The sequence below is a fragment of the Erythrobacter dokdonensis DSW-74 genome (genome assembly GCF_001677335.1).
In the GTDB taxonomy this organism is placed as follows: Bacteria; Pseudomonadota; Alphaproteobacteria; order Sphingomonadales; family Sphingomonadaceae; genus Erythrobacter; species Erythrobacter dokdonensis.
Genome location: NZ_LZYB01000002.1, coordinates 166,836 through 188,173, shown reverse-complemented (window position 1 = coordinate 188,173; position 21,338 = coordinate 166,836). Strand labels below are relative to the sequence as shown.

The window sequence follows — 21,338 nt, the reverse complement described above, 5'->3', positions numbered from 1 at the left end:
CCGATTGCCGCCTGCCGTTTACATTGCGCAGGCCACGCAGCATCCTGCGGCCCGTGACTCCCCCTGCCCCTCTTCCGCTCCCCGCACTTCATGCCAGCCATGGCGGGCATTGGTTGCGCGCCGCTTCGGGCGCGACGCAGGCCGTGTCCAAGGGCGATGCGATCATGGCCGCAGCCGATACGCCGGTGCTGCTGATCAACGCTCCGCTGGTGGCAAGCCGGCTGGGCTATCCCGACCTTTCGGGGCTCGATATTCTGGAAGCCTTCGCCTTCGTCCACCCCGCGCGCTTCTGCGTGCCGACCCCCCGCGGGCTGGCCGAGGCGCTGGACCTGCCGCTGCCGCAGGGCGACGAGGCGGTGCCGGAACTGCTCCAGCTGGCGGCAGGTGCGCTGATCGCGGCGGTGCAGAGCCCCGACTGGCCCGAGCGCGAGGGCGCGTGGGCCAGCTTGCAATCGCTCGAGCGTCTGCGCTGGCCCTGGGCCCAAGTGCTCAAGCCGCACATCGCCAAGCCGGAACGCGCCGAACGCTGGCTGTTCGCGCGCCTGCCCGAATGGGAAGAAGCGGGCGAGCGCCCTGCCCCGCGCCAGATCGAACTCACGCCCGAGGCCGTGCAGGCCCAGCTTGCGCGCCTCACCGGGGAAGGCGCCGAAAGCCGCGAGGGCCAGCGTGCCTATGCTGCCGATGTCGCGCGCATCTTCGCCCCGCGTTCCGCACCCGGCCGCCCGCATCTGGCGCTGGCGCAGGCAGGAACCGGGATCGGCAAGACGCTGGGCTATCTCGCCCCCGCCTCGCTCTGGGCGGAGCAGGCCGGCGGCACGGTGTGGGTGTCCACTTTCACCAAGAACCTGCAACGCCAGTTGCGCGCCGAAAGCCGACGCGCCTGGCCGGTAAGGCGCGCCGATGGCACCCCGCCGGTGGTGGTGCGCAAGGGTCGCGAGAATTACCTGTGCCTGCTCAATCTCGAAGACGCGCTACAAGGCGGATTCGCGGGCCGTCCGGCAGTGCTGGCACAACTGGTGGCGCGCTGGGGAGCCTATACCCGCGACGGCGACATGATCGGCGGCGATCTGCCGGGCTGGCTCGGCACGCTGTTCAGAAAGCGCGGGATCGCGGCGCTGACCGACCAGCGCGGCGAGTGCATCTATGCCGGGTGCCCGCATTACCGCAAATGCTTCATCGAGCGTGCCGCGCGGGACAGCGCGCAGGCCGATCTGGTGATCGCCAACCACGCGCTGGTGATGGTCAACGCCGCGCGCGCCCGCGATCCAAACCAGCGCCCGACCCGGTTGATCTTCGACGAAGGCCACCACGTCTTTGACGCCGCCGACTCCACCTTTGCCGCAACGCTGAGCGGACAGGAGACCATCGAACTCAGGCGCTGGATCATCGGCCCCGAGCGCGAGGCGCGCGGTCGCCGTCGCGGCCTTGCCGCACGGCTGGCGGACGTGGCCAGTTACGATGAAGCCGGTGCCGAAGCTATCGCCGATGCCTGCAAGGCAGGGCAATTGCTCCCCTCGGACGGCTGGCTGCAACGCCTCGCGGAAAACAGCCCGTTCGGCCCTCTCGAAGCCCTGCTCGCCGCCGTGCGCACCGCGACCTATGCCCGCGACGAGAGCGGCGGGGTGGATGCGGGCTATGGTATCGAGACCGAGGCCGCAGGCTTGCCAGGCGAAGTGATCGAGGCCGCCAGCAATGCTGCCGAGGCGCTTGGGCAAATCCGCGTGCCGCTGATCCGGCTGGGCGGGCGGCTGGAGGCGATTCTGGCCGAACCGCCCGACTGGCTCGACGCCCAAGGCCGCGCGCGGATCGAAGGCGCGCGCTTCGCCCTGGCATGGAGAATCGACCTGATTGCGGCATGGGAGGCTCTGCTCGACCGGCTGGGCGGCCCGGCCGATCCCGAATTCGTCGACTGGCTGGCGGTCGACCGTTCCGAGGCACGCGAGTTCGATGTTGCGATCCACCGCCGCTGGCTCGATCCGATGAAGCCCTTTGCCCGCGTGGTGCTGGAACCTGCCCACGGCGTGCTGCTGACAAGCGCGACTCTCACCGACCGAGTTCAGGATGATGACAGGTGGGCCTCCGCCATCGCCCGTTCCGGCGCCGCCCATGTCGAAAGCGCGCCGCTGCTTTCGGCGGCGGAGAGTCCCTTCGATTACGCATCACGGGCCGAAGTGCTGATCGTCACCGATATCGCGAAAGGCGATCTGCCGGCGCTCGCCGGTGCCTATGCCCGGATTATCGAGGCAAGCGGCGGCGGCGTGCTTGGCCTGTTCACCGCGATCCGGCGCTTGCGCGCGGTCTATGGCCGGATTGCCGACCGGCTCGCGCGGGCGGGCCTGCCGGTCTATGCTCAGCACGTCGATCCGATCGACACCGGCACGCTGGTCGACATCTTCCGCGACGATCCGCGCGCAAGCCTGATCGGGACCGATGCGCTGCGGGACGGGGTGGACGTTCCCGGCCACTCCCTGCGCTGCGTGGTGATGGAACAGGTGCCCTGGCCGCGGCCCGACATCCTGCACAAGGCCCGCCGCGCCGCAGGCGGAGGCAGCGCCTATGATGACCGCATCATCCGCGCGCGGCTGGCGCAGGCTTTCGGGCGGCTGATCCGCAGCAAGCAGGATGCAGGCCATTTCGTCGTCCTATCGCCTGCCTTCCCCAGCCGTCTGCTGTCCGCCTTCCCCGACGGAACGCCGGTTGCGCGGGTGACGCTCGATGAGGCTTTACAACGCATCGCGGCTGGTGTTGGAGGCACCCGGTCCCATCCGGCGCAAGGAGCCCTGCAGCCATGACGATTCTGGCATGAAGATCCTCGGTCTCCTGCGCCATGCCAAGTCCGACTGGGACGACATGAGCCAGCGCGATTTCGACCGCGGATTGAACGCGCGCGGACGCAAGGGTGCCGAGTTGATCGGCCAGCATATCCGTGACCATGGCATCAAGTGGGACAAGCTGATCGCGAGCCCTGCGGTGCGGGTAAAGATGACGCTGGAAGGCGCACTGCCCGAAATGGTCCCCGAATATGACGACAAGCTCTATCTCGCCAGCGCCGACACCATCATGGAGACGATCGAGGCCCACGCCGGAACCGGCGATGAAGAAGCCGATATGATCCTGATTTCAGGCCACAATCCGGGATTGCAGGACGTGCTGCTGGAACTGGTCGCACCGGGCAGGGAGAACGACCTGTTCCGCGAGGCGGTGGTGAAGTTTCCGACCGCAGCCTATGCCGTGCTCGAATGCGATATCGAGCACTGGTCGCAATTGAAGCGTTACTGCGCAGGGCTGGTGCATTTCGCGCGGCCGCGCGATCTGGACCCGGCGCTGGGGCCGGAGAACTAGTCCCCCGGCCCCGCGCTTGCGGGCCTTACTCGCCCCCGTTCTCGCCTTCGCCTCCGGCCAGACCGCGCGCTTCCAGCATCGGCTGCACATCGGGCTGGCGACCGGCGAATTTTTCGAACATGTCGAAATAGTCCATCGTCCCGCCGCGGCTCAGCACCGTCTGGCGGTAGTGATCGCCATTGGCCCGGGTCAGCCCGCCGTTCTCGCGGAACCACTTGCGGCTGTCGCGGTCGAGCATTTCGGTCCACAGGTAGCTGTAATAGCCTGCCGAATAGCCCGCCGGATCGCTGAAGATGTGGTTGAAATAGGTCGAACGGTAGCGCGGCGGCACAAGGTCGATCTCCAGCCCGAGTTCCTCGAGCGCCTTCCTTTCGAAGGCGTCGACTTCTTGCGGCGTGTCGATCGCGGCAGCCTGCTCGGGGGTGAGCGCGGCCCACTTCATGTCGAGCAGGGCCGCGGCCACCACCTCGCCGAAATCATAGCCCTGGTTGAACTTGGAGGCGGCCTCGATCTTCTCGACCATTTCCATCGGGATCGTCTCGCCGGTCTTGTAGTGCTTGGCATAGTTTTGCAGCACTTCCGGCCAGGTCGCCCACATCTCGTTGACCTGGCTGGGATATTCGACGAAGTCGCGCGCCGTTGCCGTGCCCGACAGGCTTTCGAACTTCTGGTCGGCGAACAACCCGTGCAGCGCATGGCCGAATTCGTGGAAGGTGGTGCTGACATCGTCGAAGCTGACGAGCTGCACTTCGCCCGGTGCAGCCTTGGGGATGTTGAGCACGTTGTAGATCACCGGCTTGGTGCCCCACAGATAGCTCTGTTCGACGAAGTTGCTCATCCACGCACCGCCGCGCTTCGAGGGGCGCTGGAAGGGATCGAAGTAGAACAGGCCCAGCTCCGACCCGTCGGCATCGAACACGGTGTAGACCCAGACATCGGGGTGATAGACGGGAATATCGGTGCGGCGCTCGAAGGTGAGGCCATAGAGCTTGTTCGCGGCATAGAACACGCCGTCTTCCAGCACCTTGTCGAGCTGGAAATACTGCATCACCGCGTCTTCATCGAGGTCGTAGCGTTCGGCCTTGATGCGGCCCGCATAGCGGTACCAGTCCCACGGCTTGACCGTGTAATCCCCGCCGTCCGCGGCAATCGCCTGCGTCAGCAGCGCGGCCTCGCGGCGCTGGGTCGCGGCGAGCGCGGGCACCATCTGCTCCATGAAGCCGAGCGCGGTGGCAGGCTTCTTCGCCATGCGGTCATACATGGTGTAGCTCGCCCAGTCGGCCTCGCCGAACAGGGCAGCCTTGCGCGCGCGCAAGGTCGCGATCTTCGCCAGCAGCACGCGGGTATCATGCTCTTCTTCGGCCCCGTCGGCACGGTTGTAGCTCAGACGGAACAACGCCTCGCGGGTCGCACGGTTTTCAAGGGCAGGCAGCAGCGGCTGCTGGGTCGTGTTCTGCAGCGCGATGGCATATTTGCCGGGGAAGCCCTTTTCGGTCGCAAGATCGGCAGCCGCCTTGATATCGGCCTCCGAAAGACCCGCCAGCTGCTCGGCGGTGTCGACAATCAGCGGCTGGCCGTTGGTTGCGGCGCGCACCTTCTGGCTGAATTCGGTCGTGAGCGTGGAGAGCTCGCCATTGATCGCCTTGACCTCCTCGCGCTCGGTCTCGGTCAGGAGCGCGCCGGCGTGGACCATGTTCTTGTAGGTCTCCTCCAGCAAGCGTCCTTCCTCCAGCGAAAGGCCAAGCCCCTCGCGCGCGTCATAGACTGCCTTCACCCGGGCAAAGAGTTCGGGGTTGAGCGTGATCGAATCCGAATGGGCCGAAAGCCGGGGGCTGATTTCGGTGTCGATCGCATCAAGCTGGTCAGTGGTGTTGGCACCGGTCAGCGCGAAGAAGACCCGCGAAACGCGGCCCAGCATCCGGCCCGACTTTTCCAGCGCGACGATGGTGTTCTCGAAGGTCGGCGCTTGCGGATTGGCGATAATCGCGGCGACTTCGGCCTTCTGGATTGCCATGCCCTGCTCGAAGGCGGGGATGTAATCATCCTCGGTGATCCTGGTGAAATCCGGCGCGAGGAAAGGCAGCGTGCTGTCGGAAGCGAAATAGCCCGTGCCTTCGGGGATTGCCGGGGTCGCGGCGGGCGCGGTCTGGGCCAGCGCCGCCTGCGACACAGCGCCAAGGCCGATCACCAGCGCGGCGGCCGAAACGGTCGACAGGGCAGTAACGAAATTGCGGGTGGTCATAAGGAAAGGTCTCTCTCGGGTCATTTGCGCATCGCTGCATAGCTGCAACGTTTCGCCGGTCTCATGGATGGGCGTTCTTGAACAGGCAATGAGCGGGGATTGCAAGACCGCTTGCTCAGCGCCGCCAGCTTTCGGCGGTGCGGTCAATCGCAATCCCGCCCTGCCATGGACGGCACAGCGCCAGCGCCTCGTCGGGGGTGCCGCCCGTCCAGCGCCGGTAATCCTGCGGCGCGAGCAGCACCGGCATCCGGCCATGCACGCTCGCGGCCTGCGATCCGGCGCTGTCGGTCATCACCATGGAATAGCACGCACCCCATTCCTCGCTGTGCCGCCACACGCCCGCTGCCGCGAACAGCGGGCTATCGGGCAGGCTCAGCCCCGCTAAGGACAACCACGTGCGGGTCATCCGTCCCTTCGGCCCCTCGGCCTCGGCCCATCCGGTCAGCGGGATCAGGCAGCGGCGCTCTTCGAAGGCATGACGCCAGAAGAAGGTGCCCAGCTTGTCGGTGCGGGCATTATTCACCGGCTTGGGCTTCAGTTTCTGGCCCTGCTTGCCTTTCAGCACCAGCGGAAAGCCCCAGACCATCGTCCGCACTTCGCCAGCGGCAACCACGAGGCCGGGATAGCCGGGATAGACCTCTTGCCCGAAATTGGCCCCGCCCGCCGCGTCCAGCGCCTCGAACCAATCGGCGACCTCGCTCGCATTTTTCGTCATGCGATAGAGGTTGCACATCGTCCCTTACGCTCCTGCATTGCCCACGACGAAGCACGCCGCCGCCATCAGCGCCCCGGCCCAGCGGTTCGAACGGAAGCGTTCGAGCGGGTTTGCGGGATCATCTGCAGCAAGCGTCGCCACCTGCCAGACCAGATGCCCCCCCACCGGCAGGAGCGCGAGAAGCGCGAGCGGATCGGGACGATAGAGCCAGAAGCCCAGCGCCCACAGGCCGACGGCACCCGCATAGAAGCCCGCGATTCCCGCCCTGACCCGTGCGCCCATCGCCAGCGCCGAGCTCCGGATGCCGACCATTGCATCATCCTCGCGGTCCTGCAGGGCATAGATCGTGTCGTAGCCGATGACCCAGCAGATGCACCCCGCATAGACCGCCGCCAGCCCATCCCAGTTGTCGAGCCGGATTTCACTCCAGCCGACCAGCAACCCCCAGTTGAACACCATGCCGAGCCATGCCTGCGGCCACCAGGTGATGCGCTTCATGAAGGGATAGGCGGCAACCAGCGCGAGGCTGGCAAGCGCGACCAGCTGGGCCTCAAGCCTGAGTTGCAGCAGCACCACCAGCCCCACGAGACACAACGCGACAAGCCAGCCCCAGGCGAGCTTTTTCGACACCCGTCCGCTCGCCACCGGACGCAGGGCCGTGCGCGCTACGTTGGCGTCGAGATCGGCATCGACAATGTCGTTATAGACGCAGCCCGCCCCGCGCATCGCGATGCTCCCGATCAGCAGCCAGCCGAGCAGCGCGAATTGCGGCCCCGCCCCGGCCAGCCAGACGCCAAAGACACAGGGCCAGAACAGCAGCCACCAGCCGATCGGCCGGTCAAAGCGGGCGAGCAGCGCCAGATCGCGCGGAAGCTGCGGCAGACGGGCCACCAGACCACGGTGTTCGCTGTCGGGGACGACCTGATCGTTCATCGCTTGCGCTCTAGCGTCCCGCGCGCCTAGTGCAAAGCCATGCCCGCTACCCCTGCCTGGCCTCCGAAGAGCGCGCCGCGCCTGTTCGTCGCCGAAGCGCTCGGCGAAGGGCGCTCGGTCGCGCTCGACGGCCCGCAGGCGCATTACCTCGGCAAGGTCATGCGGGTGCGCGAGGGCGATGTCGTGATCCTGTGCGATGACGTGACCGGAGAATGGGCCGCGCGGGTCACACAGGCGGGCAAGCGCGATGTGGTGCTGGAGGTTGCGGAACGGCTCCGCCCCCGCGAGGCGGTGCCCGATCTGTGGCTCTGCCCTGCGCTGCTCAAGAAAGACCGGTTCGACCTCGTGCTCGAAAAGGCGACCGAGCTGGGCGCTGCGCGCATCCAGCCGATGCTCACCCGCCGCTGTGTTGCGGACAAGCTCAACGCCGAGCGCGCCCGCGCGATCACGATCGAGGCCGCCGAGCAATGCGCGCGCACCGCCCTGCCAGCGCTGGCCGAGCCGGTGAAGCTCGACGCGCTGCTCGCCGGCTGGCCCGAAGACCGCATCCTGTTCTTTGCCGATGAAAACGGCGGCGAACCTGCCGCAGCCGCCTTCACAGCCGGCATGGGCTCACCCGCCGCGATCCTCACCGGCCCCGAAGGCGGCTTCGACGATGCCGAGCGCGCGGCCATTCGCGCCCACCCGCTGGCGCGCCCGGTCAGCCTCGGCCCGCGCATCCTGCGGGGAGAAACCGCCGCCATCGCCGCGCTCGCGGTGTGGATGGCAGGCGCGGGCGACTGGTAGCGCGTTTTCCCGCTTCCCACCGGCAAGTGGGTTTTCTAAGGCAACCGGCCAGAGAAGGGCCCCCTTGCGATGAGCACACGCGAAGCTTCCACTGCCGACGATCCGATCATCGAAAGTTTCGATCAGCTGGTCGCGCCGATGATCAGGGGCGAAAAGCCCGCCGCCGACTGGCGCATCGGCACCGAGCACGAAAAGCTGGTCTACAAGCGCGATGATCACCGCGCGCCGTCCTATGACGAGCCCTGCGGCATCCGCGACCTTCTGAAAGGTCTTGAACAATTCGGCTGGAGCCCGGTCGAGGAAGGCGGGAACGTCATCGCGCTGAAGGGCGCGGACGGAGCGATCAGCCTCGAACCGGCCGGCCAGCTCGAACTGTCGGGCGCGCCGCTGGAAAACCTGCACCAGACCTGCGCCGAAACCGGGCGGCATCTGGAACAGGTGAAGGCGGTCGGCGAGAAATGCGGCGTGGGCTATCTCGGCCTCGGCATGTGGCCCGACAAGACCCGCGAAGAGCTGCCGGTCATGCCCAAGGGCCGCTACGACATCATGCTGCGGCACATGCCGCGCGTCGGTAATCTCGGCCTCGACATGATGCTGCGCACCTGCACAATCCAGGTCAATCTCGACTATTCGTCGGAAGCGGACATGGTGCAGAAGTTCCGCACCAGCCTCGCGCTGCAACCGCTGGCGACCGCGCTGTTCGCCAATTCGCCCTTCACCGAAGGCAAGCCCAACGGCTACCTCTCCTATCGCTCGCACATCTGGTCGGACACCGATCCCGCGCGCACGGGCATGCTGCCCTTCGTGTTCGAGGACGGCTTCGGCTACGGGCGCTGGGCCGAATACATGCTCGACGTGCCGATGTATTTCGTCTTCCGCGACGGGAAGTATATCGACGCGGCAGGCCTCAGTTTCCGCGATTTCCTCGATGGCAAGCTGTCAGTCCTTCCAGGCGAGCGTCCGCGCGCCAGCGACTGGTGGGATCACCTTTCCACCGCCTTTCCCGAAGTGCGCCTCAAGAGCTTCCTCGAAATGCGCGGTGCGGACGGCGGCCCGTGGAGCCGCATCTGCGCCCTGCCCGCCTTCTGGGTCGGGCTGCTGTATGACCAGTCGGCGCTCGATGCCGCATGGGATCTGGTCAAGGGCTGGACGATGGAGGAACGCGAGGCCCTGCGCTCGGCCGCGCCCCGGCTGGCACTTGATGCGCCCGTCCCGGGCGGCCACAATCTGCGCGACATCGCCCGCGAGGCGCTGGCGATTGCGCACAAGGGGCTGGCGGCGCGGGCGCGGCTGAATTCGTCGGGGGACAATGAAACCGGCTTCCTCGATACGCTCGACGAGATCGTGGCGAGCGGGAAGGTTCCGGCCCAGCGGCTGCTGGATGCCTATCATGGCGAGTGGAACGGCGACATCAGCCGGGTCTACGAACAGTCGTTCTGAGCCGCCGCGCTATTCGGCCGGAAAGGTCTGAGCCTCCGGCACGGCGCCTGCCGCGCGCCCCGTCACCACGCGCTTCAGCCGCGCCAGCGGAGCGGTGACAAGGCCGTGGCTCTCCATCCATGCGTGATATTCGCGATACTTCGGATCCTCGGCCAGCAGATGCGCCTCTTCGGTGCGCGCGCGCCAGTAATAGATGGCATTGACCGCCAGCAGGAACAGCGTGTTGCGCACCGCCTCCAGCGGTGATCCCGTGGTGACGAGGAAGGGGATGTGCAGGAACCACCAGTAGAGGTTCTTTGACAGATAGGCCGGGTGGCGGGTGAAGCGGTAAGGACCGTTGGTAATGACCCCGCGATAGGTAAGGTTGGAAAAGCGGATGCCGAAAATCACCGTGGCCCAGCAATAGAGCGCCGTCAGGACGACGAGCCAGCTGCCCCATAGCCACAATGCGGCTTGATGGCCAGCAAGCCAGTAGTCCCACTTTGCTCCGCCCACCTCGTAGTTCAGGATCTGGCCATTGCCGCCCAGGACGGCCCAGGCAAAGGGCGGATAGCACAGCAATGCCGCCAGCCACCCGGCAAGCAGGGGGTTGCCCGAACGGATATGCGCGTCGAGCGGTCGCAGGGTGAGCAGATAGCCGACGGTGCCAATCTGCACATCGATCACGAACATCAAGGTCACCAGGCTCATCGCCAGGTTGACAGGATTCTCGATCAAACGGGCCGGATCAGCCTCCACCACCAGGGCAAAGCCGGGTGGCAGGATCGAGATCATGAAAGCCCCGAAAAAGCCCTTGATCGCCCAGGCTCGCCAGTGCTTGGCGATCTGCGACCCGTCCCACGTCTCGCGCCCGACCAGCCCGAATCCAAGCACGCACGCACCGAAATGCCATGTCCCGTCACGCGGCTCCACCATGTGCCGGTCGAGCCAGATGACGTAGGGGATCGACGCAGCAACCAGCGGAGCCGCCGCAAATGCGAGCACCTCCATGGCGAACAGATAGGAGCCCTCCCAGTACCAGCGCGCCAGCCCATAGAAAGCCGCGAGCAGAGCCCAGGTCGCCCACAGGCCCGACAGCTTGACCACCGAGACCGGCAGGCTTTCGGCCAGCGGGCGTTTGCGGCTCCAGTCGATCCCGGTTGAAGGGCGCAGGTGAACCTTGTCGACCAGCACCGACCACAGCGCCATCGGCAGGGCGGTGAAAACCATTGCGGCAAGCGCGGCATAAGGGCCGGACAGGACACCGCGTGCCGCTGCCAAGGAGCCCCGGAAGCCCAAAGCATCGGCAATATCGGGAAAGGCGCGGCAGAAGGCGATCCAGCCGAGCAATCCGGCCAGACCGGCCAGACCGACGCCCGCCGACACGTCGCTGGGGGGCGGGGCGGACCGGGTGGTGGCCCTTGATGAAGGTGGCGCGCTCATCACGCGCCCGTGATAGCGCAAAAGGGTTAACAGCCCTTGCGAACCGCCGCCGCCCTCAGCGCGAGGCGCGGCCCCGGCGCTTTACCGCCAGGCGTGAACCGTGCCGCCGTCATCGAGAATGTAGAGGTAACCATCCGCAACCACGGGCGGCAGGCTCACCGGTTGGTCCAGCTCGGCAAAGAGCTGCGCGGAGCCTTCGCCCGCGCTCACCTTCCACACTTCCCCGCGCGAACTTGCCACCCACAGATTTCCGCCCGCCAGCACCGGACCGGTCCAGAAGATCGGACCTTCCCTGTCCTTCTCGTCACGGTAGCGCTGAAGCTGGGAAATCCAGCGCACCCGGCCGCTCGACCGGGCGATTGCCAGCAGCCGCGCGTCATCGGTGAGCGTGAAAATCCACTCGCCCGCAATCGCCGGGGTAGAGATACCCGCAAGGTTGAGTTCCCAGATGCGCTGCCCGGTCACCAGTTCATAAGCGGCCATGCGGCCACCCTGCCCGAGCGCATAGACGCGGCCGGAATCGATGATCGGATCGGCGTCGATATCGGTAATCGTGCCGACTGTGGTCGAGATATTGGTGCGCGCGAGCGCGTCCGACCACAGCACGCGGCCGTTCTCGTAACGATAGGCGGACAGCTCGCCGCTCGAATATCCGGCGACGATCGTCCCCTGTCCTGCAGCCGGAGCCGCAACCCCGAACACGCCGGACTGTGTGGTGGAACCCGATTCGTCCCACATCAGCGACCCGTCTTCGGTCTTGAGCGCGATGATCTGGTTGTCCTGGGTCATCACGAACAATTCGCCGAAAGCGATGGTCGGCGAGCCGCGCAGCGGGCCAGCCGGCTTGACGCGCCAGAGCAATTCGCCGGTGTCGGCACGCTTGGCCTTCACATAGCCGGCTCCGTTCGTGGCGTAGATGATGCCGTTGTCATAGCTCACCCCGCCGCCGAAGGCCGAAGCGCGCATGTCCTTGTCCATCTCGCTTTCGGCGCGGCGCCACAGCTCGGCCCCGGTCTTCTTGTCGAAGGCGTGGATTGTGCCGTCCGTGCCTTCGGCGAACAGCTTGTTGTCGCCGATGACGGGCGCTGCCGCCAGCCGCACGCGGTTGGTCGATCCGGCGATCCTCGCGGTCCAGACCTTGGCCGGATTCTCGGCCAATGCGAGATGGCCGTAGGACTTGCTGGCCGAGCCGCCGACCTGCGACCACTCGGTATTATTGCGCTGGGGCGGGAGCACAACGGTGATGGCGGCAAGCGCGGGATCGACTTCCGCCCCGCTTTCGATGCGCGAGAGGATCGGCGTGCGGTTGCCGACCGTCGGCGTCGTCTTGTCGTCGCCGCCGCCGAACAGGCCGCCCTTGCAGCCGGTCAGGGCCATTGCCATCATGCCGGCCAGCAAGGCCGCGCGTGTCTTTCCGAAATTCGTCATACCCGTCCGTTTCAAACCAGCTTCCTCAATCAGCGACGGCAGCATCGCCATTGTTGCCGGACGTGCCCACCCCCTGGGCTTCCAGCAGCTTGTCAACATCGACAATCGCATCGACGCCCAGCAGCCCCGCCATCTGACGCGCGCGCGAGCGCAGGGTTTCGGGCTGATCCTCGTCCTTGGCAATCTCTCCGAACAGGCGTCCGGCCTCGGCCTTGTTGCCTGCCTCAAGATGGGCCATCGCCACCAGTTCGCCGGCGCTGCCGAAATAGGGCGTGCCGGGCTTGGCGAGACTGCCCAGGCGGGCGATGACATCGGCCGGCTTCATGTTGTCGAAGCGCACCGCCACGTCGCGGATGCGGGCAAGGTCGCGCATCGCCGGGGGAGCCTCCGGATCGTCGGCAACCTGCTGGTAGAGCCCCGCCGCCTTGTCGGTGTCGCCTGCTTCGATCGCTGCTCCGGCCTGCAACAGCCGCGCAGCGGTCCGCGCGCCGGGCGAAGCCTCGTCCAGCAGCGGCGCGACCTTTTCGGCCGCGGTCTTGAAATCGTTCTGATCGGTGTAATCAAGCGCGGCAATCAGCGTTTCCGACTGTTCCTCCAGCTGCTGTTCGCGGAAATTGTCCCACAGCAGATAGCCGCCCAGCCCCGCAATCAGCACGAGGATCGCCGACAGCAGCTTGACCCCGTGATTGCGCAGGAATTCGAGCGCATCGTCCTGACGCACCGCCTCGTCGATCTCGCGGATCAGGATATCGTCCTCGGCAGGCACCGCCGGGGTCGTGGAAGAAGGGGTAGGAGTGCGCGCCATTCGGCCCTGTTATCCTTGTAACCAGATTCTGCATTGCGCAGCGGCAAGCATGCGCGCCGCGCTCTTTAGGCGGGTGTGCCCGCTTCCGCAATGCCGGGCAGGTCCGAGCCTTCCGATCTGCGAAGACTTGTGCGCCAGCGCGTTTGAACCCCTGATGAAGCAGCCGCGCTCAGAAGTCGCATCCCATGGCCTGCCCATAAGCAGCACGGTAACGCGCGATCATGTCGGCTGCATCGTAAAGCGCCCGCGCACGCGCGCGATTGGCCTCTCCCAGCCGTTGGCGCAGGGCCGCATCACCGGCAAGATCGGCCAGCATCACGCCGAGCGCCTGCGGATCCCCCGGCACCGCGATATAGGCCCGGTTGGGTTCGGCGACCATTTCCCGCACATCGCCCACATCGGGCGCGGCAACCGGCAGGCCGGCCGCCATCGCCTCGACCACCGAGAGCGGAAACTGCTCGGAGGCCGAGGACAGCGCGAAGATATCGAACAGGCCCGTCACCTGCGCCGGGTTGCTGATCGCGCCGGGCAGATGCACGCGGTGGCTCACATCCAGCGCCTCGGCGGCAGCGGCTATCGCCTCGCGCTCGGGACCGTCCCCGCAAATGACAAGATGCCATTCCTCCGGCAGGCCGGCCATGGCCTCGACCAGCATCGGCAGCTGCTTGACCGGCCGCAGCCCTGCGAGCGTGCCGATCCAGCGCTCGCCCTCGCGCTTGATCAGCCGCAGCGCGCCCGGATCGGGCGGCGCGGCGAAGGCGGCGGTATCGATCCCGTTGGCGATGCGCAGAACCTTGTCGGCCGGCTGCGCCCAGGCGCCGCGCGCGATGTTCTCCAGCCCTGCCGAAGGCACGATGACCCGCGCCGCACCCCTCAGCGCCGCCTGCCGGTAGAGGTTGCGGCGGGTCAACAGGCCGGCGGCCTCGTCCTCGTTAAAGCCGTCTTCGTGGTGTACCAGTGGCGGCAGGCCGAAGCTGCGACCAAAAACCGTGTGTGCCATCGCCACGTCGATCGCGCCCCAGTTGTAGGTGCAGATCAGGTCATAACCCTTGAGCGCCCCGGCCAGCTTCACCAGCCGGCCCGGAGTAGGCAACCCCTTGAGCGAGGGGAAATTCTCGGGAAATCGCACTTTCACCCCGCGATCGATCAGCGCGCGGGCGCCCATCGCCTCGGGCTCGGCCGATACGATGCTATGTTCCAGTGCCGCTCCGAATGCATTCATCAGCCCGACGCTGCGCACTTCCTTGCCGCCGGCGGAGAAGGTGGAGTGGCAATGCAGCACCCGCAACGGCGCGCGGGCGGGCTGGCTCATTCGATCCCGTCCAGCAGCGCGCTGATGGCAGCGCGCACCTCGGGCTCGTCGAGGGTCGGCGCATGGCCCACGCGCGGCACGGTGATCGACCGCATCGCCGGATTGCGCACCCCCATCTGCTTGACCGTCTCGGGGCTGAGCAGGTCGGACAGCTCTCCGCGCACCAGCAGCATCGGCACGCCCGCCAGCGCCTCGAAGGCGAGCCACAGGTTGGGCGGCGCGGCATTGCCGGGCTTTGCGAAGGGCTCTGCAATTGCCATGTCGTAATCGAACGTGATCCGCCCGTTCTGGCTTACCACCATGGTGCGCTTGGCCATCTCGAGCCACTGGTCGAGATCGTAATCGGGAAAGGCGGGCGCATGCACGGCCTCCAGCCCGCGCGCGGCATGGACCCACGTCGGATAACTGCGTCCCTGCCCGACATAGCCGGAGATACGCGATAGTCCCTCGGCATCGATCACGGGGCCGATGTCGTTCATCACGACCGCCGCGATCCGCCCCGGCCGGGCTTGCGCGAGCAGCATGGTCATCAGCCCGCCCATCGAGGTGCCGATCGCAATGAAGCGGGTGATGCCCTGTTCAGCCAGCAGCTTTTCGACATCCTCGACATAGGTCGCAGGCGAATAGGTATCGGAGACCGGCGCATAGTCGGACAGGCCCCTACCGCGCATCTCGGGCACGATCACCCGCCGCCCCTGGCTCAGTTCCTCGGCCAGCCCGGCAAAGTCGCGGGCGTTGCGGGTGAGGCCGTGCAGGCACAGCACCGGCAGCGCGGTGCCGCCCTCCGGGCCGGGATAGTTGCGATAGTGCAGATTCAATCCGTCGCTGCTGGTCCAGGAGCGATCTTCGTAATGTGCGGCCATGAACGGCGATATTCCCTCAATCCGGTGCGGCACGGCACACGGCCGCGACAGCGGCTTGCGCGGCGGCGCGCTTGTCCCCACTATCGCGGCATGAGCGATGCTGTGCAACACCCGACATCTTCCCAAAGCTATCGCGGCGATCCTGCCATCCTCGCACTGGCCCCGTGGCTGGGACATGGCGTGGCACCTGCGCCCTTTCCCGAGACACGGATAAGGTTCCGCAATGATCGCGCTGCGGCAAGCGTCGGGCTGGCAAGTCTCGACGATGCGGCATGGGCAGCACATTTCGGGCGATTCGCACCGCTGCCGGACAATCTGCCCGAACCGCTGGCGCTCAAGTATCATGGTCACCAGTTCCGCGTGTACAATCCGGAAATCGGCGACGGACGCGGGTTCCTGTTCGCGCAGATGCGCGATGATCGCGGCCGGCTCATGGACCTCGGGACCAAGGGATCGGGCCAAACCCCCTACAGCCGCGCGGGCGACGGGCGGCTGACGCTGAAAGGCGCAGTGCGCGAAATCCTCGCCACCGAAATGCTGGAGGCATTGGGGGTCAACACCTCGAAGACCTTCAGCGTGGTCGAGACGGGCGAGCGGTTGTGGCGCAATGACGAGCCTTCGCCGACCCGCTCGGCGGTGCTGGTGCGCCTCTCGCATTCGCACATCCGCATCGGCACCTTCCAGCGGCTGCTGGCGCTGGAGCAGGCAGACGAGATGGCGGACCTCGTCGATTATTGCCTGACGCAATTTCCCGGCCCGCCCCCGCCCGATGATGCGCCAGCGCGGGAGGAACCGGCCATCCGCCTGATGCATCAGGTGGTCGAACGGATGGCCGATCTTGCCGCCAGCTACATGGTCGCCGGCTTCGTCCATGGGGTGCTCAATACCGACAACATGAACATCACCGGCGAGAGTTTCGATTACGGGCCATGGCGCTGGCTGCCGCAATGGGATCCCGGCTTTACCGCCGCCTATTTCGACCACGCAGGGCTTTACGCCTTCGGTCGCCAGCCCGAGGCGCTGCACTGGAACTGCGGCCAGTTCGCCGTTGCACTGCGGCTGCTTGCCGACAGCCCGCCCTTGATCGCAGCGCTCGAACGCTTCGGACCGCTTTACATGGAGGCCGTTGCGCGGCGATGGTGCTGGCGGCTTGGTGTTGAGACGCGAGGGACCGAGGAGGACACGCGGCTCGTCAGCCTGTGCGAGAACGCCATGCGCGAAAGCGGCGCAGGGCCGGATGCCTTCTTCTTCGCCAACCGCGGCGGGCGCGGACAGGCTGACGGCGCGCTGGGTGAGGCACTGGCGGACTATACCGCCCTGCCCGTCGCCCACGCATACTGGTCGGACGCGGCGCCCCAGTCGATGCTGATCGAGGAGGTCGAGGCAATCTGGGCCGCGATCGACGAGCGCGATGACTGGGCACCGCTCCATGCCAAGGTCACCGCGCTCCGGCGCATGGGAGAGGCTCACGGGCCGGCGCCTGTCCCTGCCGGTCATGCCTAGGGGTTGTTGCCTAGCAATTACCCGGGACGGCGTTCACCCTATCTTTTCACCTTCAGGCGCATTAACGCCCGCTCATTGAACCGGAACATGCTTTGCAGGGGGGCAAGAGAGGCACTGTGACCGAGAATATCCTCGTTTCCTACGAACCCGCCAGCGGCGAGGAAATATGGCGGGGAAATCATGGCGATGTCGATGCTGCGGTCAGCACCGCGCGGCGCGCCTGGGGGGCCTGGGCCGCACTTCCCCTGACCAACCGGATCGAGAGCCTGCGCGCCTTCGCAAACGAAGTCCGGCGCGAAGGCGAAGGGCTTGCCGATCTTATCGCGCGCGAGGCGGGCAAGCCCTTGTGGGAGGCCCGCACCGAAGTCGATGCGGTCGTGAACAAGGTCGATATTTCGGTGCAGGCCTATGCCGAGCGCACCGGCAAGAAGAAATTCGACAGCGGGATCAACGGCAGCGCTGCGGTGCGACACAAGCCGCACGGGGTGATGGCGGTGCTGGGCCCCTACAATTTTCCCGCCCACCTGCCGAACGGTCACATCGTCCCGGCGCTGATCGCGGGCAATGCGGTGATCTTCAAGCCTTCGGAAAAGACCCCGGCGGTGGGCGAGGCGCTGGTTGGCTGCTTCCACCGTGCGGGCGTGCCGGAAGATGTCATCCAGCTGGTCATCGGCGGACCGAAGGAAGGCAAGGCGCTGGTCGCCCATCCGGGTATCGATGGCGTGCTGTTCACCGGCTCTGCCGATGCAGGCATTGCGATCAACCGCAAGCTGGCCGGCAATCCTGGAAAGATCGTCGCGCTGGAAATGGGCGGCAACAATCCGATCGTGGTGATCGACACCCCCAAGCTTGCCGATGCCGCGACGCTAATCGTCCAGAGCGCTTTCACCAGCGCCGGCCAGCGCTGCACCGCCGCGCGCCGCCTGATCGTCAAGGACAGCGTCTATGATGATCTGATGGCCGAGCTTGTCCCGCTGACACGCAAGCTGATGGTCGGCAATCCGGTCGGCGAGCCCCAGCCCTTCATGGGTCCGGTGATCGACAACGAGACCGCCGACCGGCTGATGGAAAGCTTCGTGACGCTGATGACCGCAGGCGGGCGGCCACTGCTGCACATGCGCCGCAACGTGCCCGACCTGCCGTTCCTCTCGCCCGGCATCATCGACGTCACCGACGTGATCGACCGTCCGGACCTCGAGCTTTTCGGCCCGCTCCTGCAGGTCATCCGCGTCCCCGATCTCGATGCCGGCATTACCGAGGCCAACAATACCCGCTTCGGCCTGTCTGCCTCGCTCATCGGCGGGACGCCTGATGAATACGGCCGGTTCTGGGCCAATATCCGCGCTGGTATCGTCAACTGGAACAGCCCCACCAACGGGGCATCGTCGAAAGCGCCGTTCGGCGGGATCGGGCTGTCGGGCAATCACCGACCGGCAGCCTATTACGCCGCCGACTACTGCGCCTACCCGGTGGCCAGCACCGAAGTCGACCAGCCGCGCGCGACGATCGGGGTTGGTCTCAGACCCTAAGGCAAGCGAACAAGCAGATCGACCGCGTTATGGCCGGTCGCTGACGGACGGGCCACCACGACAAGAACTGCGCCCTGCCTGCCCCGGGCGACAATCGCACTGTCCGGCCCGCTATGGTATTCGGGCCTGAGCCCGGCGCGGACCGCCCGGGTGAAGTGATATTGCAACACATCCTGCGCGGCGGCCGGCGTGCGGTAACTTATGAGCCGCAGATTGCAGCCACCTCTGCGCGCTCCGGCAGCGCGCATCACCATGCCGTGCGGCATGATGGCCGCGACTTCGGGCAGATCGGCGGCCCAGGCAAAATCATCGCTCAGGTCCGGAAGACAGGCTTCGGGCGCATCGAGCGCGGCGAGCAAATCAGCCGCGTTCGCTTCGGCGCCGGGGATCGAGCCGCTGGCCGCGACCGGCGCCGGAAGGGGCGGAATTTCGCCTTGCTCGAGCAATTCGAGCCGCCCTTCCTCGCGCGCCGCCTGTGCGGCCTCGGGTGTGGCGGGGATCAGCGGCAGGCCCGAATCGGCCACAAAGCCGAGCAGCGCATTGGCCTCGTTGCGGGCCGAAAGATCGGGATCGCTCATGAGCGGATCGTGAAGCGCACGCGCGACCAGCGGATCGGTGGCGAGAGGATCGCTTGTGCCATCCTCCTCGCGTACGCCGGAACAGGCCGCAAGCCACAGGGACAGGACAATGACGAGGGTGCGACGCATCGTGCACGTCCTGCCACAAGATGGTTAAGATTGGCTCTGCCACCCTCTGGTAGAAAGCGCCTCTCCGGCCCGAAGGCCGGGAGAGGCGCTTTCCGCGGACCGGACAGCCCGCGCAGGCGACCGCTTGGTGGGAACGGCCGCAAGTTGATCGGGACCACGCTCAGAGGGAGAGGGTTGCGTGCGCCCGCTCGAAGTTGTTCATCTATAGGATGCTCAAGCTGAACGAATCGGCTGCAAGGATGAAAGCTCCCGTTCATCGCGCAGCCCGTGGCTTGCCGGCTTGCGCGCTCCGGCGCCCCGGCCTAACGGCAGCACTCCATGACCAGCTCCGCACCACCCGCCCCTTCGGGCCTTGTCCCGGCGATCGGAGCCTATGTCATCTGGGGCTTCCTGCCGCTCTATCTGCTGCTGGTGAAAACCGTTCCGCCGTTCGAATTCGTGGGCTGGCGCATCATCTGGACGCTGCCGCTGTGCCTCCTGATCGTTCTGGTCAGGCGCCAGCTTCCCGAACTGCTGGTCGCACTGCGCAGCCCGCGTGCGCTCGTCGCGTTGCTTGCCAGTGCGATACTGATTGCGGTCAACTGGCTGGTCTATGTCTGGGCGATCATGGAGGGGCAGGTTTACGCGGCCAGCATCGGTTATTACCTCAACCCGCTGATCAATGTCCTGCTCGGCACGCTGTTGCTGGGCGAGCGCCTCTCGCGGCGTCAATGGCTGGCGGTGGGCGTGGCCGGCGCGGCGGTCGCATTGCTGGCGGCAGGCGCGATCACGAGCCTGTGGATCAGCCTCACACTGGGCTTTAGCTTCGGACTTTACGGCCTTGTCCGCAAACAGGTTTCAGTCGGATCATTACCCGGCCTGACAATCGAGAGCGCAATCCTGCTGCTGCCTGCCAGCGTCATCGCCGCCTGGTATGCCAGCGGACCTCAGGGATCCTCGTTCGGACAGGATGCCTGGCTCAGCCTGATCATCATCTTCTCGGGCGTGGTGACGGCTGTGCCGCTGCTGCTGTTTGCCATCGCAGCGCGGCGGATGGACTATTCGTCGCTGGGTTTCATCCAGTATCTTGCGCCCACTATCGTCTTCATTCTCGGTCTTACGGTATTCCGCCAACCGCTTGAACCGGTGAAACTTGTAAGCTTCATGCTGATCTGGATCGCAGTCGCGATCTTCGTGACCGACCTTCTTTCCAAGCGCCGCGCCGCGCGTCGCGCCGCCTAGCCGACGAAGCGCCACCCCAGCGTCTGACCGCCGTGCCATGGCACGATTTCCTGCCCCGTTACATGCAGCATCGGCGGCACCGCGATGTCGGCGCGTTCCAGTGTCACGCTCTCCTCGTTGACCGGCAGCTTGTAAAACGCCGGGCCGTGAAGCGAGGCGAAGCCCTCGAAGCGGTCGAGCGCACCTTCCTCGTCGAACACCGTGACATAGCTTTCCAGGGCGTAGGGCGCACCGAAGATGCCGGCGCAACCACAGGCGCTTTCCTTGTCCTTCCTGAGATGCGGTGCACTATCGGTGCCGAGGAAGAACTTGGGGTTCCCGCTGGTGGCCGCCTTGCGCAGCGCCAGCCGGTGCGTCTCGCGCTTGGCGACGGGCAGGCAGTAATTATGCGGCTGGATCCCGCCGACCAGCATCGCGTTGCGGTTGATGTGCAGGTGCTGCGGGGTGATGGTCGCAGCGACATTAGCCCCTGCCTCCATCACGAAGTCGACCGCGTCGGACGTGGTGATGTGCTCAAACACCACCCGCAGCTTCGGAAAGTTTGCAACAATGGCACGCAAATGCCTGTCGATGAACTCTTTCTCCCGATCGAACACGTCGACCGAATGATCGGTCACCTCGCCGTGGATGCACAGCACGATATCCTCGGCCTCCATCCGGGCGAGCACGGGATAGAGATTCTCGACATTCGTGACGCCCGCCGCCGAATTGGTCGTAGCGTTGGCGGGATACATCTTGGCGGCGGTGAACACGCCCTCGGCCGCCCCGCGCGCCAGATCGTCAGCGTCGGTGTTGTCGGTGAGATAGCAGGTCATCAGCGGGGTGAAGCTGGCACCCTCCGGCACCGCGGCCATGATCCGTTCCCGATAGGCCGCGCCCAGCGCCGTCGTCGTCACCGGCGGTGTGAGGTTGGGCATCACGATCGCGCGGGCGAACTGGCGTGCGGTGTAAGGGACCACTTCGTGCATGATATCGCCATCACGGAAATGCAGGTGCCAGTCATCGGGTCGGCGGATAGTGAGGGTGTCGGTCATGGCTTCCCCTTAAAGCATCGCGCCGAAAAGTGGGAACCGGTTTTCCGCATCAGGCG

17 protein-coding genes are annotated in these 21,338 nt (G+C 66.1%); 7 read left to right on the top strand and 10 right to left on the bottom strand.

The genetic code is table 11. The annotated features are described in order from the left end of the window. Nucleotides 1–53 precede the first annotated feature (53 nt). Together I603_RS04865 and I603_RS04860 are read left to right on the top strand one after the other, a co-directional pair. Complete coding sequence (locus I603_RS04865) at nucleotides 54–2,792, top strand: ATP-dependent DNA helicase (protein WP_068862730.1); 2,739 nt, start codon at nucleotides 54–56, stop codon at nucleotides 2,790–2,792. A 10-nt stretch (nucleotides 2,793–2,802) separates the two neighbouring features. Continuing rightward, nucleotides 2,803–3,342 (top strand): SixA phosphatase family protein, encoded by a 540-nt coding sequence (locus I603_RS04860; RefSeq protein ID WP_068862729.1) that lies wholly within the window; start codon nucleotides 2,803–2,805, stop codon nucleotides 3,340–3,342. 25 nt (nucleotides 3,343–3,367) lie between these two features. On the opposite strand, the gene I603_RS04855 is transcribed toward I603_RS04860, so the two are convergent. The 3 genes from I603_RS04855 to ubiA all read right to left on the bottom strand — a co-directional run bounded on the left by I603_RS04855 (nucleotide 3,368) and on the right by ubiA (nucleotide 7,232). Beyond that, entirely contained in the window at nucleotides 3,368–5,584 is a 2,217-nt protein-coding gene (locus tag I603_RS04855; protein WP_084439853.1) for a M3 family metallopeptidase, read from the bottom strand. A gap of 115 nt (nucleotides 5,585–5,699) precedes the next feature. After that, nucleotides 5,700–6,317, bottom strand: coding sequence for an SOS response-associated peptidase (locus I603_RS04850; RefSeq protein ID WP_068862728.1), 618 nt, complete (start codon nucleotides 6,315–6,317; stop codon nucleotides 5,700–5,702). A 6-nt stretch (nucleotides 6,318–6,323) separates the two neighbouring features. Beyond that, a complete protein-coding gene (gene ubiA, locus I603_RS04845) occupies nucleotides 6,324–7,232 on the bottom strand; it encodes a 4-hydroxybenzoate octaprenyltransferase (RefSeq protein WP_068862727.1) in 909 nt (302 codons plus the stop codon). Between the two features lie 39 nt (nucleotides 7,233–7,271). On the opposite strand from ubiA, the gene I603_RS04840 reads away from it, so the two are divergent. Then, a complete protein-coding gene (locus I603_RS04840; protein WP_068862726.1) occupies nucleotides 7,272–8,018 on the top strand; it encodes a 16S rRNA (uracil(1498)-N(3))-methyltransferase in 747 nt (248 codons plus the stop codon). Nucleotides 8,019–8,087: 69 nt separating this feature from the next. Next, nucleotides 8,088–9,458: a glutamate--cysteine ligase gene (locus tag I603_RS04835; RefSeq protein WP_068862725.1), complete on the top strand. Its 1,371-nt coding sequence runs from the start codon at nucleotides 8,088–8,090 to the stop codon at nucleotides 9,456–9,458. A 9-nt stretch (nucleotides 9,459–9,467) separates the two neighbouring features. Here I603_RS04835 and I603_RS04830 read toward each other — a convergent pair whose 3' ends face one another. From I603_RS04830 to I603_RS04810, 5 genes are all read right to left on the bottom strand, one after another. Beyond that, the gene (locus tag I603_RS04830; RefSeq protein ID WP_068862724.1) at nucleotides 9,468–10,880 is read right to left on the bottom strand and encodes a methyltransferase family protein; all 1,413 of its coding nucleotides are present in this window, start codon (nucleotides 10,878–10,880) and stop codon (nucleotides 9,468–9,470) included. An 81-nt stretch (nucleotides 10,881–10,961) separates the two neighbouring features. Further along, a complete protein-coding gene (locus I603_RS04825) occupies nucleotides 10,962–12,308 on the bottom strand; it encodes a PQQ-binding-like beta-propeller repeat protein (protein WP_068863286.1) in 1,347 nt (448 codons plus the stop codon). Nucleotides 12,309–12,333: 25 nt separating this feature from the next. Beyond that, nucleotides 12,334–13,113 (bottom strand): tetratricopeptide repeat protein, encoded by a 780-nt coding sequence (locus I603_RS04820; RefSeq protein ID WP_068862722.1) that lies wholly within the window; start codon nucleotides 13,111–13,113, stop codon nucleotides 12,334–12,336. Between the two features lie 169 nt (nucleotides 13,114–13,282). After that, nucleotides 13,283–14,425: a glycosyltransferase family 4 protein gene (locus I603_RS04815; protein ID WP_068862721.1), complete on the bottom strand. Its 1,143-nt coding sequence runs from the start codon at nucleotides 14,423–14,425 to the stop codon at nucleotides 13,283–13,285. Then, nucleotides 14,422–15,288 carry an alpha/beta fold hydrolase gene (locus tag I603_RS04810; protein WP_068862720.1) on the bottom strand — a complete coding sequence of 289 codons (867 nt, stop codon included), beginning with the start codon at nucleotides 15,286–15,288 and terminating at the stop codon, nucleotides 14,422–14,424. The genes I603_RS04815 and I603_RS04810 overlap by 4 nt, the downstream gene beginning before the upstream one ends. A gap of 90 nt (nucleotides 15,289–15,378) precedes the next feature. On the opposite strand from I603_RS04810, the gene I603_RS04805 reads away from it, so the two are divergent. Together I603_RS04805 and astD are read left to right on the top strand one after the other, a co-directional pair. After that, nucleotides 15,379–16,791, top strand: a complete 1,413-nt coding sequence (locus I603_RS04805) for a protein adenylyltransferase SelO (RefSeq protein ID WP_068862718.1) — start codon at nucleotides 15,379–15,381, stop codon at nucleotides 16,789–16,791. A gap of 116 nt (nucleotides 16,792–16,907) precedes the next feature. Further along, nucleotides 16,908–18,320, top strand: coding sequence for a succinylglutamate-semialdehyde dehydrogenase (gene astD / locus I603_RS04800; protein WP_068862716.1), 1,413 nt, complete (start codon nucleotides 16,908–16,910; stop codon nucleotides 18,318–18,320). Here the strand turns inward: astD and I603_RS04795 are convergent. Further along, a complete protein-coding gene (locus I603_RS04795) occupies nucleotides 18,317–19,027 on the bottom strand; it encodes a hypothetical protein (RefSeq protein ID WP_068862714.1) in 711 nt (236 codons plus the stop codon). The genes astD and I603_RS04795 overlap by 4 nt on opposite strands. Nucleotides 19,028–19,345: 318 nt before the next feature. Here I603_RS04795 and rarD point away from each other — a divergent pair, with 318 nt between their 5' ends. Further along, a complete protein-coding gene (rarD, locus tag I603_RS04790) occupies nucleotides 19,346–20,248 on the top strand; it encodes an EamA family transporter RarD (protein ID WP_068862712.1) in 903 nt (300 codons plus the stop codon). Here the strand turns inward: rarD and pyrC are convergent. Beyond that, nucleotides 20,245–21,282 (bottom strand): dihydroorotase, encoded by a 1,038-nt coding sequence (pyrC, locus tag I603_RS04785; protein WP_068862710.1) that lies wholly within the window; start codon nucleotides 21,280–21,282, stop codon nucleotides 20,245–20,247. The genes rarD and pyrC overlap by 4 nt on opposite strands. Nucleotides 21,283–21,338: the final 56 nt, after the last annotated feature.

Coding starts and splice junctions, on each gene's coding strand:
- I603_RS04860 (WP_068862729.1), top strand. CDS start 2,803: ATGAAGATCCTCGGTCTCCTGCGCCATGCCAAGTCCGACTGGGACGAC.
- I603_RS04805 (WP_068862718.1), top strand. CDS start 15,379: ATGAGCGATGCTGTGCAACACCCGACATCTTCCCAAAGCTATCGCGGC.
- I603_RS04810 (WP_068862720.1), bottom strand. CDS start 15,288: ATGGCCGCACATTACGAAGATCGCTCCTGGACCAGCAGCGACGGATTG.
- rarD (WP_068862712.1), top strand. CDS start 19,346: ATGACCAGCTCCGCACCACCCGCCCCTTCGGGCCTTGTCCCGGCGATC.
- I603_RS04820 (WP_068862722.1), bottom strand. CDS start 13,113: ATGGCGCGCACTCCTACCCCTTCTTCCACGACCCCGGCGGTGCCTGCC.
- I603_RS04825 (WP_068863286.1), bottom strand. CDS start 12,308: ATGACGAATTTCGGAAAGACACGCGCGGCCTTGCTGGCCGGCATGATG.
- pyrC (WP_068862710.1), bottom strand. CDS start 21,282: ATGACCGACACCCTCACTATCCGCCGACCCGATGACTGGCACCTGCAT.
- I603_RS04830 (WP_068862724.1), bottom strand. CDS start 10,880: ATGAGCGCGCCACCTTCATCAAGGGCCACCACCCGGTCCGCCCCGCCC.
- I603_RS04795 (WP_068862714.1), bottom strand. CDS start 19,027: ATGCGTCGCACCCTCGTCATTGTCCTGTCCCTGTGGCTTGCGGCCTGT.
- I603_RS04840 (WP_068862726.1), top strand. CDS start 7,272: ATGCCCGCTACCCCTGCCTGGCCTCCGAAGAGCGCGCCGCGCCTGTTC.
- ubiA (WP_068862727.1), bottom strand. CDS start 7,232: ATGAACGATCAGGTCGTCCCCGACAGCGAACACCGTGGTCTGGTGGCC.
- I603_RS04815 (WP_068862721.1), bottom strand. CDS start 14,425: ATGAGCCAGCCCGCCCGCGCGCCGTTGCGGGTGCTGCATTGCCACTCC.
- I603_RS04850 (WP_068862728.1), bottom strand. CDS start 6,317: ATGTGCAACCTCTATCGCATGACGAAAAATGCGAGCGAGGTCGCCGAT.
- I603_RS04855 (WP_084439853.1), bottom strand. CDS start 5,584: ATGACCACCCGCAATTTCGTTACTGCCCTGTCGACCGTTTCGGCCGCC.
- I603_RS04835 (WP_068862725.1), top strand. CDS start 8,088: ATGAGCACACGCGAAGCTTCCACTGCCGACGATCCGATCATCGAAAGT.